This window comes from Bradyrhizobium sp. 139 (genome assembly GCF_023074175.1).
In the GTDB taxonomy this organism is placed as follows: Bacteria; Pseudomonadota; Alphaproteobacteria; order Rhizobiales; family Xanthobacteraceae; genus Bradyrhizobium.
In genome coordinates, this window is record NZ_JADPKS010000149.1 from 90,222 (window position 1) to 105,062 (window position 14,841).

The following is a 14,841-nucleotide window of genomic DNA, read 5'->3' on the forward strand; positions in this document are numbered from 1 at the left end:
CCCTAAATCCCCCGGCAGTGCCAGCTGTTCGCGTCGCCCAACGCGGAATCCGCGACGCGTGTCCAACGAATTCCGATCGCGACTTTGCGCATTTTGCCCCTCAAATGACTTGTTCGGACGCCCCCGATGCTGGTTCGCACTGTCGCGACCCGCAGCTGTCCCGCTAAATCGCCGAGCTCAATGTTTCTCTGCCGCTCGTTGACGAGCGCTGACTCATTTAGATTGATTTCCTAAATCCTGAAACCGAGCTATCGAGGTACGGACGCGTACACCGAGCGAGTGTTCGAGGGCCTCAATGAACAGTACGCAACTTCGAATATTCTCGCGAGAAACGCTTCAAGATAGCAGTTGCTCCGAACCTAGCGAAATTTTCGCACAAAAACTGCAAGATATTGCAACGAACGCCGCCAATCCTCTCGGGTAAATGAGTATCCGATGTCCGCTTGCACGATTTGACGACGTTTCGTGCGAGCTTGGAGTTGCCAGTGAGTTCATTTACTTGCTGAGCTCCTATTCAGTGCCCTTCGGGGCGTTTCCTCCCTGACTTGGCCGCGCGGTATCTCGCGCGGCCTTTTTTCTCAATCGGTGAACAGCTGATTGCCCGGATTTGGAAGCCGCAGGAGCAACGCTATGACGCCGACCGCCGCGCAAGCCACACAAGACTCGTCTAACCTGCGCTATCGTCTGAAGGATCCGTCACTTCTGCGGGAGGCCTGCTATATTGATGGCGCCTGAGTCGGCTCACCTCGCCATTGAGCTCGCCAAGCCGCAGCTCTCGGCCGACGGCTGCACGAGAGCCGTGGAGGCTGCTGAACGAGCGCTGCCTGCATGGGCTAAGCTCACAGCCAAGCAACGTTCCAACATCCTGTGCAATGGTACGAATTGATCGTCGCCAATCGCGAGGATCTCGCGCTAATCTTGACTTCCGAGCAGGGCAAGCCGCTCTCCGAGGCGCTAGGCGAAGTCGATATCGATGGCGCCTATGTCGAGTTCTAACCGAAGAGGCGCGCCGCATCTATGGCGAAACGATTCCCTCGCCGCGCCCGGATGCAAGGCTGCTTGCGATCAAGCCACCGATTGGCGTCTGCGGCGCCATCACGCCGTGGAACTTCCGCAACTCGATGATCACCCGCAAAGTATGGCCGGCGCTCGCCGCAGGCTGCACCATGGTGCTGAAGCCAACCAGCGAGACGCCGCACTCGGCGCTCGCGCTCGCAGCCCTCGCTGAGAAGGCCGGCGTGCCCAAGGGCGTCTTCAACGTCATCACCGGAGATTCGCGACCGATCGGCGAGGATTTGTGCGAGCGCGCGTGCGCTTTGTCGGCTTCACCGGCTCGACCGAGGTCGGCAAGATCCTCTACCGTCGGCCTCCGTCGGCCTGAAGAAGCTCGGCCTCGAGCTCGGCGGTAAGGCGCCTTTCGTGGTGTTCGACGATCCGATATCGATGTCGCCATCGAAGGCGCCATCGTCTCCAAATACCGCAACATGGGCCAGACCTGCGTCCCAACCGCCTCTACGCACAGGCAGGCATCTATGAGGAATTCGTGCAGAAGCTCTCGACGAAGGTCGCGGCGATAAAGATCCGCGAGGCTGCGGTTCGTGCCTGCACACTGTCGATGAGCGGCGCAATTGCGGCGGTCGCGCTCAGTCACAATTCGGTCTTGACAGCCGCAGCTCTGGTTTTAGCGGGTGCCGTATGGACCATCGTGTGGACGCTGTTCAACATTGGCGTGCAGCTCTCCGCCCCGCGCTGGGTTGCGGGCCGCTCCGTTGCGGCTTGGCAGGCTGCGTTCTCTGGCGGCCTCGCAGTTGGCAGTTGGGGCTGGGGTCGCCTAGCCGATGCCGTCGGTGTCGACATCACGCTGCTCGTCTCTGCCGGACTGATGCTGCTCTTGCCGCTGCTTGGGTGCTGGCTGCGCATGCCGGCCATCACCGAGCGCGGGGAGGGCGCCGAGATGCTTGCCGATCCTAAGGTGCGGCTCCCGCTCCTACCGGAGCGGCCCACTGGTGGTTGAGCTCGAATATCGGGTGGCCCTGGAGAATGCCCGAGCCTTCCATAACGTCATGCAGGATGTGCAGCTCTACCGGCAACGCAACGGGGCCTATGGTTGGTCAATTGCGCGTGATATCGCCGACCCCGAGCTGTGGACCGAGCGCTATCACTGCCCGACATGGCTCGATTATTTGCGCCAACGCAACCGCTGGACCCAGTCGGAACGTGCATTAGATGAGAAGGCCATGGCTTTCCATATCGGGCCTGAGCCCGTGCGTATCCGTCGTATGCTGGAGCGTCCGTTTGGATCGGTACGCTGGAAGGATGATGTTCCCGACCGCGCCGCGAGTGAGCTCTAGTTGTTGGTCGGGAGCGCGGCGCAAGCACTAGCTGTCGTCCCTTCCATCACACCCGCATTCAAGGACCCCGGGCACGTTGACGCGCTTGCGCTTGGCTAAGCCTTCGCCGTCAATCAAGTTGGGTAAAGGACTTCCACCTCCAAGCTGTCGCTCATACTCGGCACACAAAAAGGGCCACTCTGATGAGCGGCCCAAGTCTGCGACGAAATGTCCCGTAGGGGACCTCTAGGATCAGGCCGCAGCCTGTTCGATCGGCGAGAAGGGAAGACCAAGGCTCTCGGCGACAGCCTTATAGGTTAACCGGCCCCGGTAGACGTTCAGGCCTGCGCGGAGATGCGGATTTTCGAGCACAGCTGCAAATCCTTTACTGGCGAGAGCCAAACCAAAAGGCAGCGTAGCGTTGTTGAGTGCCTGGCTTGAGGTGAGCGGCACAGCTCCCGGCATGTTTGCGACACAATAGTGGATAACGCCATCCACCTCATAGGTTGGATCGGCATGTGTCGTTGCCCGCGATGTCTCGAAACATCCGCCCTGATCGATCGCTACGTCCACGATCACGGAGCCTTTGCGCATCGAACTCAACATACCGCGGCTGACCAGTTTCGGCGCGCTCGCGCCAGGAACGAGGACGGCACCAATGACAACATCCGCCGCAAATACCTCTTCTTCAACGGCGTCGATCGTCGAGAATCTGGTACGTACTCGCCCTTCGAACAGCTCATCCAGTTCGCGAAGCCTGGGAATCGAACGGTCGAGGATCGTGACCTCAGCGCCCAAGCCTGCCGCCATCCGTGCAGCGTGAGTGCCGACAACGCCCCCGCCGATCACCACAATGCGAGCGGGTGGCACGCCCGGTACCCCGCCAATCAGCAGTCCCCGTCCGCCCGCGTACCGCTTCAGCGCCGCACCCGCGGCTTCAATCGCAAGTCTTCCCGCAACCTCGCTCATAGGGGCAAGTAGTGGAAGGCCACCGTGCGCGTCGGTCACAGTTTCATAGGCAATTGCGGTGCAGCCAGATTTCATGAGGCCCTTCGCCTGCTCCGGATCCGGAGCCAAATGCAGATAGGTGAAGAGGATCTGGTTTTCTCGAAGCTGCGTCCATTCGGAGCGCTGTGGCTCCTTGACTTTCACGATCATTTCGCTCGACGCGAATACCTCGCGAGCAGAGGTCGCAATCGTCGCGCCAGCTTTGCGGTAGTCATCATCTGTCGCGCCAATCCCGGCGCCGGAGTTGTTCTCGACCAATGCGCTGTGGCCAGCTGCAACGTATTCGCGGACGGCCCCAGGCGTTAGGCCGACGCGGTATTCGTGCGTCTTGATTTCCTTGGGAACACCGACCTTCATTTGCAATCTCCTTGGCGAGCAGCTCGTTGTAATCGGAAGAGCGGTACAAACCTGCGAGGCGAGAAGCCAAATAGCGCAATAATCCGGCGATCTTCCCCGCCTGCTTGCAGGATTTCGAACAGACGATCGAAGAGCGCCGAGTTGGCTGGGATGTTACCACAGGGTGGCAAGACCTGATGCGGCCCTGGCAGCCACACCAGGCACTCGTGATCAGGATTGATCTACGCGGGACTGGATCGACTTCTTCGTTGTTTTGCCTCATTCGCAACGATGCTCGATTCGCTAACACGAGTAGCGCTTGCGAGGGAGGCCCGCGGGTTCATCGAAGATGGAACGGGTTTTTCAAAGCTTTGCTGAACGATTGACCGAAAGCACGCATCGAGACGCAGCTCAGCAGAGTATGGCTGAGGTCGCCGCTGCGCTCAAACTGTCGCGCTTCGCATATTTCGCTCTTCCCCGTGAGCCGGGCAGTGCTCCCAACCTGATCTCGACATATCCCCTCCTGGACCGCCATCTATCTGCAGCGCGGCTACGAATCCGTCGATCCGGTGGTACGTCGGGCAATGCGCCAGCCTAAGCCTTGAGATGGGGCTTGGATTTGAAGCGCGAAATCGGTCGGAGTCCGAACGCGCTTTGTTCGAAGAAGCCGAAACTTTGGGATTCGCTGCGGGTGTACATTTCCTATCCACGATGACAAGGGCGCAGTCGCCGCGCAGAGCTTTGCAAGTGACGAGCGTCGAAGTGGTTTCGAGCGCGCGCTTGTCGCGCACGCCCAGAGTCTGCGATTAATCGCAACGTTTTCCCATGAGCATGCAAAACGCTTCTGGACGATTGATCGCATGGTCGGCGGCGTGGTGCTGTCTCCTCGCGAGTACCAGTGTCTCGAATGGTCCGCGCGCGGTAAATCGGCTGGGGAGATCGGGATCATTCTCGGCATCGCAGAGCGAACCGCGGGATTTCACCTGGACAACGCCCGTGCGAAGCTCGGTGTCAGCTCGTTTCGTAAAAGCGATGCAGCTCACCACGCCGGAGTCCTACGGGGAATTCGTCCACGATCTCGCCGAGATGCACCGGCTGCGCTACCGCGTTTTCAAGCAGCGCCTGGATTGGCGTGTAGGTCAGCGGCGACATGGAAGTCGACGAGTTTGACGTCCTTCGACCCGTGCATCTACTGAACCGCTCGGAGCCGGACGTATTCAAGGTTGCGTCCGGCTTTTGCCTTCGACCCGTCCAAACATGCTGAGGGACACCTTCCCGATCCGGCTGGACGGGCAGCCGGCGCCACGAAGCGATCGGATCTGGGAGAGCAGCCGATTCGCGCCGGATGTTCCCGCGGATGCGCCGAAAGCGAGCGGCGGACTTGCTGCTGCCAGTTACGAGCTGTTTGCGGGCATCATTGAATTCGGTCTTTCCATTGAATTGATCGAAATCGTCACTGTGACCGACGCCCGCATGGAGCGCATTCTTCGCCGGGCCGGATGGCCCCTTCGCAGAGTGGGAAAAGCTCGCCCTCTCGGAAACACCACGGCGGTTGCCGGGTACCTGGAGGTCTCGCCCGATGCGTTGGACCGCATCCGCAAGGCGGGGCACATCTCGGGACCGGCGCTTCAAGCGGCTGCCTAGGTTCTGGAAGCAAACCGAATCGCAGCATCGCTGCAGATTGGTGTGGAAGGCCGCTCTTCTCTCTCAAGACTTGCGATGCACAAGCCACGCGAACACGACGGTCACTTCGAGTCAGTAAAGCGCTCGAACTGAAACACCTGAGATCGGCCGTGGCTGCGGCCGATTGCGAGAGCGTTCGTCCGCCGAGTTGCTGAGGTCCCAACAATTGAGCCTCAGCCGGACAATGGCGAGTTTGAGCACCACTTGGGCCTTCCAATTTTCGAGCGCTTCAGCGAAGGTGTGCGCCCAACGCGGCCCAGCTGCGACGTCCTTCGGTTGGCCAGGACCATCCTGGAGGAATTCGACGCACTCATCGCAACCGCGCGATCCGTTCACAACAGCGAAACCGGCCGTCTGAGCGTCGGTTTCTGCACATCGGTTTCGGCCGGCAATCTGCAAGCCTCCTTACTTGAGTTCAAAGAGCGGTTCCCGCAGATCGCGCTTGCGACGGTTGAACGAGCAAGAACACGTTTAGCAGCGGCACTCCGCAACGGAGCGCTTGATCTCCTGATCGTCACGGGGCGCTTGCCCTTTTTGGGCACTAAAGCCATGTCTCTGTGGAGCGAGCGTGTTCTCGTTGCCTTGCCTCATGACCATCCTCTCAGTTCGGACGAGACTGTCTACTGGACCGACCTGCGCGGCAGAGATGGTGCTGCTCAGCCACTACGACCCCGGAAAGGAGCTCGAATATATTCTGGTTTCCAAGCTCGTTTCGCCTGAGGCCCGCCCAAAAATCGAGTGCCACGACGTCAGTCGCGGCATCATCAAAAGCCTGATCAGCATGAACACAGGAATAAGCCTCGTGCTCGAGTCCGACATAGGTGCAAATTTGGCGGACCTTGTCTACCGAGAGCTGCGCGATGGCGCGGGTGCGAGCCGATTCGAGTTTCCTGCCTATTGGCGCGCCGACAATGCGAACCCGGCCCTGCAGGAATTCCTGAAGTTACTCTCCGAGGGCTATTCCTCGCCTTCGATCGGTCGCTGACGCGCGCGGCGCGCTTTCCGAAAGCTCCTATCGGCCGCCATGAACCGGGCCAGCATGGGCGCGATAAGCTTGGCCGGTTCTCCGATCGGCTGAGCGGTCTCCTGTGCAAGAATCTCGGCATATGCCACGAGATCCCTATGCACGCTCGCGGGCAGTTCATGCGCAATCTTGACCGGCTTGTCGTCTTCGATAGCTCCGAGCTTAAGCTTTGCCATCGTCCTTACCCTCTATACGGTTCGAGCACCAGGTCACGGTTGACGATCACCCGTACCGGAAATCCCGGACGGATCGTCAAAGTCGGCTGTATGTTGAGATTGCGGCGGACCACCTGCTGGCCTGTTTGATTGATCGAATCCCCAGCTCCACGGCGGAGGGCGGCAAGGAGATCGTTGTTGGTATTGCCGTTATCCGCCCCGGAATTCACCTCCGTGCCGACGGAAAGCAGCGTCGAAAGAGCGGCCGCCCCCAACAGCTCCTTCCAATGATTGTCGACCTCGTCCTCAAGACCAGAGTACCCTGCCGCATCTGCACCGGGCTGCCGTTCCAAAACAATCGACCTCCCATTCGGCATGATAAGGCGCGTCCAGACCAGGAGCACGCGCGACTGCCCAAATGCGACCTGGCTATCGTAGCTCCCGATCAGCCTTGCTCCCTGGGGGATAAGGCGAGCTCGCCCGGTAGGAGAATCGTACACCGATTCTGTGACTTGCGCCGTGATCTGGCCAGGCAGGTCGGAGCGGATTCCTGTGATGAGAGCGGCCGGAATGACCGTTCCGGCCTGAACGACAAAAGGCGAAGCCGGCCTCACAAGGCGATCGGAGCTTGTCGTCCGACGATCGACCGTTGCACTGACGAACGCAAGCTTTCGGTCTTGGCCATTCTGAGCAAATGCTTCGTCGGATGATGGCGCGGCGCTTGAACGGGTTTCGCTCGATGAAGTGGCAGGGGCTTGTGGCCGGAAATTGGTGCTGGCAAATACCTTGCTGGTCCGTGCCGCCTCGCTCTCCTGGTTGACACGCTGCTGTTCGGCATCGATACCGAGCGAGCTGGACGTCGAAGATCCCTGTGCTGCGACGATCGGCCGGCCGAGATCGCCGGGCAAAGGCGGCCCCAAGCGCGGCACGTCCTTCGGGATCTCGGTGTAATCCTTTGGTAAGGTCGCGAGCTGATCGGCGACATTGTGGTGGTCGGTCGCGTAAAGCTCCTCGGGCGCCGAAGTACGTGACCGTTTCTCGTGCAGCGCCCAGAGCACCGCGCCAGTGATCAGCGCGAGCACAAAGGCGCTGCCGCCCATAAGGACTTTCCGCGAGAGGCGCGCGACTTTTGGCCGATCCGGCCGGAGCCGCAGGGTTTCGGCGATCTCTTCCGGCGGCTTGCCTCGAGGCGCTTCCTTTGGTGTATCGATGGCCTGGTCAGTATCGTTCAAAGCGACCTCCCGTCGGTTCGCACGATCCTGACCTTCTGCTGGTGCTCCTCGCCCAGCCTCAGTTCCGCGGCCGCGAACAGCCGGTCAACAATCAGCACATTTCCGTAAGCGCGGTAGTTGACGATCTCGGTTTTGCCGTCGAGCCCGATCACGAAGAGCGGCGGCATCTCGCCCTGACTGACGCCGGGGGAGAATTCAATGTAGGTTTTTCGGCCGTCATCATAAGCGTTGACGGGACGCCAAGGCGGGCTGTCGCCCTCGATGGCGTAGCGATACCGGCGCGCCGGCAGGTCCGGAATAAAGGGTGCCGGCGGCAAAGCTCGATTTCGCCCAGCACGATCCGCCGGATAGAACCAGGCGACCGAGGGCATATAGGGCTTTTCTTTAGCGCGAAGTTCGATCAGGTAAGTACGGCGATCAGTATTGACGACGAGGTTGGTCTCGATCGAGGGACGGGTTGGCTTGACCATGATGTGAACGCGGCGGGCATCGCCGTTGCCACTCTCGGTGTCGCCCACCACCCAGCGGACCGTATCGCCTGCGGCGACCGGTCCTGAGCCGATCAGCTGCTCACCGGGCTCGAGGGCAATGTCCGTAATTTGCCCCGGCGCGGCATAGATCTGGTAGAGCGCGCCCGGACTATAGGAAAACACTTGCACCGCATTGTAGTAGCCGGCTTTGCGAGGCTGCACGCGTGCAGCGTCATTTGCGGTTTCGATGCGCTCGACAGGCTCCTTGGCCTCCGCGCTCTTGCCGCCTCGTGCAGCCTTCCAGGCCGGCGGCACATGCAGCGATCGCGGGCGATCATCGGCAGGCGCCGGCAAGTCCGGTGCCGGCGGGAGCTCGTTGTCGTAGCTGATTTGGGGCGGCCGGAAGGTCGTGCAGCCGCCGAGCGTCGAGACACAGACCAGAAGAGCCAGAGGCAAGCACGGCCGCACTTTTCGTGACACAACAACGAGACCTGACGGCATGTTAGCCGAGCTCCTTTGACCAGTTGATCGCGGTGACGTAGATGCCAAGGGGATTTTTGCGTAGGCGATCCAGGTCGCGAGGCATCTCCACGACGATGGTAAGGATCGCAGTCCACCGTTCCGTTGCGGCAAGTTGGCCGTTGTCGTAGCGGCGCTCGATCCAGGCGAGGCGAAAGCTCTCAGGCGAGGCTCGGATGACGCTCGAGACCTCGATCGCGATTTGCGTCTTTCCGAGCTTGGCGAAGGGGTCGTTGTTGCGGGCATAGTCGTTGAGTGCGGCGGCGCCGCGATCGGTCGTGAAGTCGTAGGCACGCAGCCAGCTCTCGCGGAGGACAATCGCGTCCATCGGCAGGCCGCGGACGTGCTCGATGAAGCGCGCCAGGTGAAACGCTATTTGAGGGTCCGTCGGCTGATAGGCAGCATTTGCAGGGGCAACTGCTTTCGCTTCACCCAATTGATCGACCTCAACCACCCAGGGCGTGATCGTGCCATGGGCTGATTGCCAGACCAGAGCTCCGGCAAAACCGGCGGAGAGGAACAGGCAGCCGAATGCCATGAGCCGCCAGTTCTTGGCCTGGACTCGTGCTGCACCAATGCGGTCATCCCAGACTTGAGCTGCGCGTTGATAGGGCGTGACCGGCTCCGGCGTGCGGCCATAGTGAACGGCCGATCGTTTGAACATTTGTCTGACCTCAAGGCATGGTTGGAAATGGATTTTGGAGAGACAGCGAACTCAGCGATTGTCTTGTGAGAGGTCGACCGATGCGCCACTCCCGCCGTGATCGCCTGACCGAACCGCGTGCGTGGCCGCTGATGCTCCATGCTGGATGGTCTGCGCCCGCTTCATACGCCGAACCCAGGCTGGCGGACTGTCGGGCGCGGCCGAGGAGCCCCCCTCCTCCTGACCGACAGGACCGGTCCCTCGCCCAAGTCCGGCTGCGAGCGAACGCAAGGGACTTGCCGCGCCTGGCGCGCTCGCCTCGACGCCGGAGCTTCGCGTCCGCAACATGTTCATCGCGCCACTTGCAATCGCGCTTCCACCGCGCAGCGAGCCCGCAATCGCGCCGGCGGCAAGACCTGCAGCGCCGGCGGCGACGCCAGCTCCTGCCGCGATCACCCCACCGGCAGCGAGGCCTGTGCCGACGGCGGTGCCTGCGCCAAGCTGCGGACCTCCGGAGACGATGCCATTGGCGATACCGGGGCCGAAGATGCCAAGGCCCAAGAGGGCGAGCGCGCCCAGGACAAGTGCCATCGCATTCTCGATGGTCGGCCGGTTGCCGCCAAAGCCGCCCGTGAACTGCGAGAACAAGGTCGATCCGATGCCCACGATGACGGCAAGGACCAGAATCTTGACCCCCGATGAGATGACATTGCCCAGCACCCGTTCGGCCGCAAAAGCGGTCTTGCCGAACAGGCCGAAGGGGATCAGGACGAACCCGGCAAGTGTCGTCAGCTTGAATTCGATGAGGGTGACGAACAGCTGGATCGCCAGGATAAAGAACGCGAGCAGCACCACGATCCAAGCAAACAGCAGGACCACGATTTGCACGAAATTCTCAAAGAAGCTGACATAGCCCATCAGCCCAGAGATGGAGTCCAGGATCGGCCGGCCTGCATCAAGGCCAACCTGCGCAATGCGGCCCGGCCTAAGGAAATCTGCTGACGAAAGGCTTGTCCCTGAGGCTTTCAGGCCTAGCCCCGCAAAACTTTCGAAGACCATCCGGGCGAGGTTATTCCAATTGCCAATCAGGTAAGCAAAGACGCCGACAAACAAGGTTTTCTTGACCAGCCGGGCGATGATGTCCTCGTCTATTCCGAACGACCAGAACAGGCCAGCCAGGGTGATGTCGATTGCAGCCAGCGTTGTGGCGACATATCCAACTTCGCCGCCGACGAGACCGAATCCCGAATCGATGTAGCGGGTAAAGGTTTCCAGAAACTGGTCGATAACGCCCGTACCACCCATGGCTCACTCGCTTTGGCTTGGAAGGGAGAAAAAGCCGGACGGGAGGCGACTTTCGTCCTTACGCGGGACTGGAGAGGAGAATGGCGCCGCGCCGGTCCGGCTATCCGAACCATCAATTGACCTGCTTCCGCCTAAGAACTGACTGCGCTGCTCAGCCCAGATCTTCTGGCATTCGAGCAGAGCGTCCTTCTGCTCGTAGGTGACGGTACGGCATTGCTCGAGCTTAGCTGCGGTCACATCCGGTTTTGAGGCCAGAGAGACGGAAGACTGGGTCGCGCTCTCGTCGGTGCGCAGGCGAATGGCGCAGGTGGCAACCAACAGGACAGCAAGACCAGCTGCTGCCGCGACAGGTAGTCGTTCAAATCGTATTTTCATGATCAGTGGAACATCTGCACATTTGTCGATTGATAGTTTTGGCCCGGGCTGAGAAAGCGTCGCAGCTGCTCCCTACCCTGCTCCTGCGCTGCAGCCCGCTGGGCAGATTCGAGCGTCTGCGCACGACCTTGCGCGGCAACAGTCGCCGTGAGGTCCGCAAGCTGCTGGGCCTCGAGCGCAAGGAGCTGGTTGCCGGCCTGACTTGCCTGGAGCGCACCCGCTGCGCCCTGGCTCGCCGTCACGAGGGCGGACATCTGAGTGCGGTTGGCGTCGAGATTGCCGACAACGCTCGCTTGGACCCTCATGGCGTCCTGCAGCCCGGCAACTGAGTTCTGCCAGCGTGTTTGGGCATTTGCGACCAGGAGCCCATCGGACATGCTCGCGGATGCCGGCGCATAGGTGGTGGAAAACGCGCGATCGATCTGCTGGACGTCGTAGGCAATCCGCTGCGCCTGCGAGAGTAGCTGCTGGGTGCGCTGAATCGATTGCTCAAGCTGTTGCAACGATGAATAAGGCAGGCTCGCCAGGTTCTTCGCCTGGTTGATCAGCATCTGCGCTTCGTTCTGGAGCGAAGTGATCTGGTTGTTGATCTGCTGCAGCTCACGCGCGGCCGTGAGCACATTCTGAACGTAGTTGTTGGGATCGAACACGATCCACTGCGCCTTCGCTTCGCGGGGCGCTTGGATCATGGTCATGGCGATGATACTTGCTGCCAGAAGCGGGCGGATACAGCTCATCAGAGCGCTCCTTGTTTGGCGAGCTGCGGAATGAGATTGCAGGCCCAGCCGAGGTCGCGCGCCTTGAGCCAGCCGGTGACGAACTCGTCCCTTCCGTGCTCGGCAAGCACCCGATCAATCAAAGCCTGGTCGGCTTTGGACGAGGCGGCCGCGAAGGCGAGCGCGATTTCGCCAAGTCCGAGCTCGAACACGCGGTTGCCGCGGCGCGACTGGCAGTAGTAGTCCCGCTTCGGAGTGGCGCGGGCGAGGATCTCGATCTGCCGGTCGTTCAGCCCAAAGCGACGGTAAATCGCCATGATCTGCGGCTCGATGGCGCGATCGTTTGGCAACAGGATGCGGGTCGGGCAGCTCTCGATAATGGCAGGCGCGATTTTGGAGCCATCGATATCGGCAAGCGATTGGGTCGCAAACACGACCGAGGCGTTCTTTTTGCGAAGGGTTTTGAGCCATTCGCGGAGCTTGCCGGCAAAATCGGCGTCATCGAGCGCAAGCCAGCCTTCGTCGATGATGAGCAGTGTCGGACGGCCGTCAAAGCGGTCCTCGATCCGGTGAAACAGATAGGCCAGAACTGCGGGCGCGACAGAGGTCCCGATCAATCCGTCGGTCTCGAACACCTGGACGGAGGCTTCACCCAGCCGTTCATATTCGCCGTCCAGCAACAGGGCGTATGGCCCGCCGAGGCAGTAGGGCTGCAGCGCGCGCTTGAGAGCGTTGGACTGCAGAAGAACGGAGAACCCAGTCAGCGTCCGCTCCGTAACTGGCGCCGAGGCGAGTGAGGTCAACGCCGACCAGACATGATCCTTGGTCTCAGGGGTGACTTCGATCCGCTCGCGCGTCAGGATCGATGCGATCCAGTCGGATGCCCAGCCTCGCTCGCCGACATCGTCGATGCGTGCAAGCGGCTGGAGCGCGACGAATTCTGACGATTCCAGCGCGCCGCCGAGATCATGCCAGTCGCCCCCCGTGGCGATGGCCGATGCGCGGATCGAGCCGCCGAAGTCGAATGCAAAGATCTGCGCCTCGCCATAGCGACGGAACTGCAGCGCCATGAGCGCCAGCAGCACCGACTTACCGGCGCCCGTCGGTCCGATGACCAGGGTGTGGCCGACATCGCCGACGTGCAGAGAAAACCGAAATGGCGTGGAACCTTCAGTCTTAGCGAAGAACAATGGGGGCGCCTTAAGGTGATGATCCCTTACCTCTCCGGCCCATACCGCGGACAGCGGAATCATATGGGCGAGATTCAGGGTCGAGACCGGCGGCTGGCGGACGTTTGCGTAAGTTTGTCCCGGCAGGCTGCCGAGCCAGGCTTCGACGGCATTGACCGTCTCGGCCATGCAGGTGAAGTCGCGGCCCTGGACGACCTTTTCGGCGAGGCGGAGCTTTTCGTCGGCTGCGCGAGGATCCCCGTCCCAGACCGTGATCGTTGCCGTGACGAAGACCTCTGCGATCTGATCCGAGCCCAATTCCTGGAGCGCACTATCGGCGTCCATCGCCTTGTTGTGCGCATCGGTATCCAGAAGCGCGGAGGCCTCGTTCGTCATCACCTCCTTCAGGATCGCCGCGATCGACTTGCGCTTGGCAAACCATTGCCGCCTGATCCTGGTGAGGAGCTTTGTGGCATCTGTCTTGTCGAGCATGATCGCCCGCGTCGACCAGCGATACGGGAATGCCAGCCGGTTCAGCTCGTCGAGAATTCCGGGCGTGGTCGCGGTCGGAAAGCCCACGAGCGTCAGAACGCGCAGATGCGCCTCGCCTAGCATGGGCTCGATACCTCCTGTCAGGGGTTGATCGGCAAGCAACGCGTCCAGATACATCGGAATTTCTGGCACGCGCACGCGATGCCGTCTGGTCGAGACCGTCGAATGCAGGTAGGTCAGCGTTTGCTCGTCATCGAGCCAGCCACATTCCGGCATGAAACCCTCGACGAGCTGCAGGACGCGGCCGGTCCGGTCGACAAAGCCGGCAAGCACCTCGCGCGCATCCGCTCCCGCAGCGCGATGGCTGCCCTCGTACAGTAGGCGCTCCGCCACGGCCGCACTCTCTGCCGGAGGCAGATAGAGGAAAGTCAGATAGTAGCTCGATTCATAGTGGCTGCCGGCCTCCTCGAATTGCGCTTTCCGCTCCGCATCCACCAGCGCCGAGGCGACGTCCGGGAATGTATCCGGCGGATAACGTCCTGCCGAATGCCGCTGCGCCTCGACAAAGACGGCCCACCCCGATCCGAGGCGACGGAGCGCATTGTTGAGGCGGCCTGCGACAGCAACAAGCTCGGCAGGCACTGAGCTGTCGAGATCCGGCCCTCTGAACCGGGCCGTTCGCTGAAAGGATCCATCCTTGTTGAGAATGATGCCCTCATCGACCAGGGCCGCCCAAGGAAGGAAGTCGGCAAGGCGCGTGTTTGAACCGCGATATTCGGCAAGGTTCATCATAGGCAACTCTAGGACCTGAGGTGGCTTGGAATACGGACGTGCCGGCGCACGACTTCCACGAAATCGGGATCGCGTTTTGCGGCCCAGATGGCGGCCATGTGGCCGACGAACCAGAGGAGAAGGCCGGCCACCCACAGGCGCAGCCCAAGACCGAGCGCCGCCGCTAACGTTCCGTTGGCGATCGCCACGGCGCGCGGCGCACCGCCCATCAGGATAGGCTCGGTGAGCGCACGATGCACGGGCGCGATAAAGCCTGCGACAGGCTCCTCCATTAGATCACCACGCCGCCGCCGAAGGAAAAGAAAGACAGAAAGAAGCTTGACGCCGCAAAGGCGATGGACAGACCGAACACGATCTGAACCAGGCGACGAAAGCCACCAGACGTGTCGCCAAATGCGAGCGAGAGCCCGGTCACGATGATGATGATGACCGCGATAATCTTGGCGACGGGACCCTCGACCGATTGCAAAATCTGGTTGAGCGGTTGCTCCCACGGCATATTTGAGCCAGCGGCGCAAGCCGGGATACTGCTCAGCCAAAGGGTCACAATTGCCGTGGGAGCAATGCTGGCACGGCGGAGAGATGAAGGCAT

General features: G+C 61.1%; 13 protein-coding genes and 3 pseudogenes. 5 read left to right on the forward strand and 11 right to left on the reverse strand.

Annotated features, from left to right (window positions below):
• The first annotated feature begins 630 nt into the window (after positions 1 to 630).
• Positions 631 to 2,351: pseudogene (locus IVA80_RS31990) on the forward strand (aldehyde dehydrogenase family protein).
• Between the two features lie 231 nt (positions 2,352 to 2,582).
• On the opposite strand, the gene ald reads toward IVA80_RS31990, so the two are convergent.
• Positions 2,583 to 3,695 (reverse strand): alanine dehydrogenase, encoded by a 1,113-nt coding sequence (gene ald, locus IVA80_RS31995; protein ID WP_247438903.1) that lies wholly within the window; start codon positions 3,693 to 3,695, stop codon positions 2,583 to 2,585.
• Positions 3,696 to 4,534: 839 nt separating this feature from the next.
• Here ald and IVA80_RS32000 point away from each other — a divergent pair.
• From IVA80_RS32000 to IVA80_RS32015, 4 genes and pseudogenes are all read left to right on the forward strand, one after another.
• A pseudogene (locus IVA80_RS32000) lies at positions 4,535 to 4,633 on the forward strand (LuxR C-terminal-related transcriptional regulator); the annotation flags it as partial.
• Between the two features lie 73 nt (positions 4,634 to 4,706).
• Positions 4,707 to 5,318, forward strand: a pseudogene (locus IVA80_RS32005) (acyl-homoserine-lactone synthase).
• A 279-nt stretch (positions 5,319 to 5,597) separates the two neighbouring features.
• The gene (locus IVA80_RS32010; RefSeq protein ID WP_247438973.1) at positions 5,598 to 6,077 is read left to right on the forward strand and encodes a LysR substrate-binding domain-containing protein; all 480 of its coding nucleotides are present in this window, start codon (positions 5,598 to 5,600) and stop codon (positions 6,075 to 6,077) included.
• Positions 6,004 to 6,342, forward strand: coding sequence for a hypothetical protein (locus IVA80_RS32015; RefSeq protein WP_247438986.1), 339 nt, complete (start codon positions 6,004 to 6,006; stop codon positions 6,340 to 6,342). Before IVA80_RS32010 ends, IVA80_RS32015 begins: the two co-directional genes overlap by 74 nt.
• Here IVA80_RS32015 and IVA80_RS32020 read toward each other — a convergent pair.
• From IVA80_RS32020 to IVA80_RS32065, 10 genes are read right to left on the reverse strand one after another with little or no spacing between them, the layout of a single operon-like run.
• On the reverse strand, positions 6,315 to 6,557 hold the full coding sequence (locus IVA80_RS32020; RefSeq protein ID WP_247438905.1) for a DUF2274 domain-containing protein: 243 nt from the start codon (positions 6,555 to 6,557) through the stop codon (positions 6,315 to 6,317). The two genes, IVA80_RS32015 and IVA80_RS32020, sit on opposite strands and share 28 nt — an antisense overlap.
• A gap of 5 nt (positions 6,558 to 6,562) precedes the next feature.
• Positions 6,563 to 7,768 (reverse strand): TrbI/VirB10 family protein, encoded by a 1,206-nt coding sequence (locus tag IVA80_RS32025; protein ID WP_247438907.1) that lies wholly within the window; start codon positions 7,766 to 7,768, stop codon positions 6,563 to 6,565.
• Positions 7,765 to 8,739 (reverse strand): P-type conjugative transfer protein TrbG, encoded by a 975-nt coding sequence (gene trbG, locus IVA80_RS32030; protein ID WP_247438909.1) that lies wholly within the window; start codon positions 8,737 to 8,739, stop codon positions 7,765 to 7,767. Before trbG ends, IVA80_RS32025 begins: the two co-directional genes overlap by 4 nt.
• Before the next feature lies 1 nt (position 8,740).
• Positions 8,741 to 9,421 (reverse strand): conjugal transfer protein TrbF, encoded by a 681-nt coding sequence (gene trbF, locus IVA80_RS32035; protein WP_247438911.1) that lies wholly within the window; start codon positions 9,419 to 9,421, stop codon positions 8,741 to 8,743.
• 51 nt (positions 9,422 to 9,472) lie between these two features.
• Complete coding sequence (trbL, locus tag IVA80_RS32040; RefSeq protein WP_247438913.1) at positions 9,473 to 10,705, reverse strand: P-type conjugative transfer protein TrbL; 1,233 nt, start codon at positions 10,703 to 10,705, stop codon at positions 9,473 to 9,475.
• A gap of 3 nt (positions 10,706 to 10,708) precedes the next feature.
• A complete protein-coding gene (gene trbK-alt, locus IVA80_RS32045) occupies positions 10,709 to 11,080 on the reverse strand; it encodes a putative entry exclusion protein TrbK-alt (protein ID WP_247438915.1) in 372 nt (123 codons plus the stop codon).
• 2 nt (positions 11,081 to 11,082) lie between these two features.
• Complete coding sequence (gene trbJ, locus IVA80_RS32050; RefSeq protein WP_247438917.1) at positions 11,083 to 11,817, reverse strand: P-type conjugative transfer protein TrbJ; 735 nt, start codon at positions 11,815 to 11,817, stop codon at positions 11,083 to 11,085.
• Positions 11,817 to 14,249, reverse strand: coding sequence for a conjugal transfer protein TrbE (gene trbE / locus IVA80_RS32055; protein ID WP_247438918.1), 2,433 nt, complete (start codon positions 14,247 to 14,249; stop codon positions 11,817 to 11,819). Before trbE ends, trbJ begins: the two co-directional genes overlap by 1 nt.
• A gap of 8 nt (positions 14,250 to 14,257) precedes the next feature.
• On the reverse strand, positions 14,258 to 14,521 hold the full coding sequence (locus IVA80_RS32060; RefSeq protein ID WP_247278017.1) for a VirB3 family type IV secretion system protein: 264 nt from the start codon (positions 14,519 to 14,521) through the stop codon (positions 14,258 to 14,260).
• Positions 14,521 to 14,841 carry a TrbC/VirB2 family protein gene (locus IVA80_RS32065; RefSeq protein ID WP_247438974.1) on the reverse strand — a complete coding sequence of 107 codons (321 nt, stop codon included), beginning with the start codon at positions 14,839 to 14,841 and terminating at the stop codon, positions 14,521 to 14,523. Before IVA80_RS32065 ends, IVA80_RS32060 begins: the two co-directional genes overlap by 1 nt.

Bases quoted from the DNA above. Each gene is read 5' to 3' on its own strand.
- ald (WP_247438903.1), bottom strand. From the start codon at position 3,695: ATGAAGGTCGGTGTTCCCAAGGAAATCAAGACGCACGAATACCGCGTC.
- IVA80_RS32015 (WP_247438986.1), top strand. From the start codon at position 6,004: ATGGTGCTGCTCAGCCACTACGACCCCGGAAAGGAGCTCGAATATATT.
- IVA80_RS32020 (WP_247438905.1), bottom strand. From the start codon at position 6,557: ATGGCAAAGCTTAAGCTCGGAGCTATCGAAGACGACAAGCCGGTCAAG.
- trbG (WP_247438909.1), bottom strand. From the start codon at position 8,739: ATGCCGTCAGGTCTCGTTGTTGTGTCACGAAAAGTGCGGCCGTGCTTG.
- trbF (WP_247438911.1), bottom strand. From the start codon at position 9,421: ATGTTCAAACGATCGGCCGTTCACTATGGCCGCACGCCGGAGCCGGTC.
- trbL (WP_247438913.1), bottom strand. From the start codon at position 10,705: ATGGGTGGTACGGGCGTTATCGACCAGTTTCTGGAAACCTTTACCCGC.
- trbK-alt (WP_247438915.1), bottom strand. From the start codon at position 11,080: ATGAAAATACGATTTGAACGACTACCTGTCGCGGCAGCAGCTGGTCTT.
- trbJ (WP_247438917.1), bottom strand. From the start codon at position 11,817: ATGAGCTGTATCCGCCCGCTTCTGGCAGCAAGTATCATCGCCATGACC.
- trbE (WP_247438918.1), bottom strand. From the start codon at position 14,249: ATGATGAACCTTGCCGAATATCGCGGTTCAAACACGCGCCTTGCCGAC.
- IVA80_RS32060 (WP_247278017.1), bottom strand. From the start codon at position 14,521: ATGGAGGAGCCTGTCGCAGGCTTTATCGCGCCCGTGCATCGTGCGCTC.
- IVA80_RS32065 (WP_247438974.1), bottom strand. From the start codon at position 14,841: ATGCCTTCATCTCTCCGCCGTGCCAGCATTGCTCCCACGGCAATTGTG.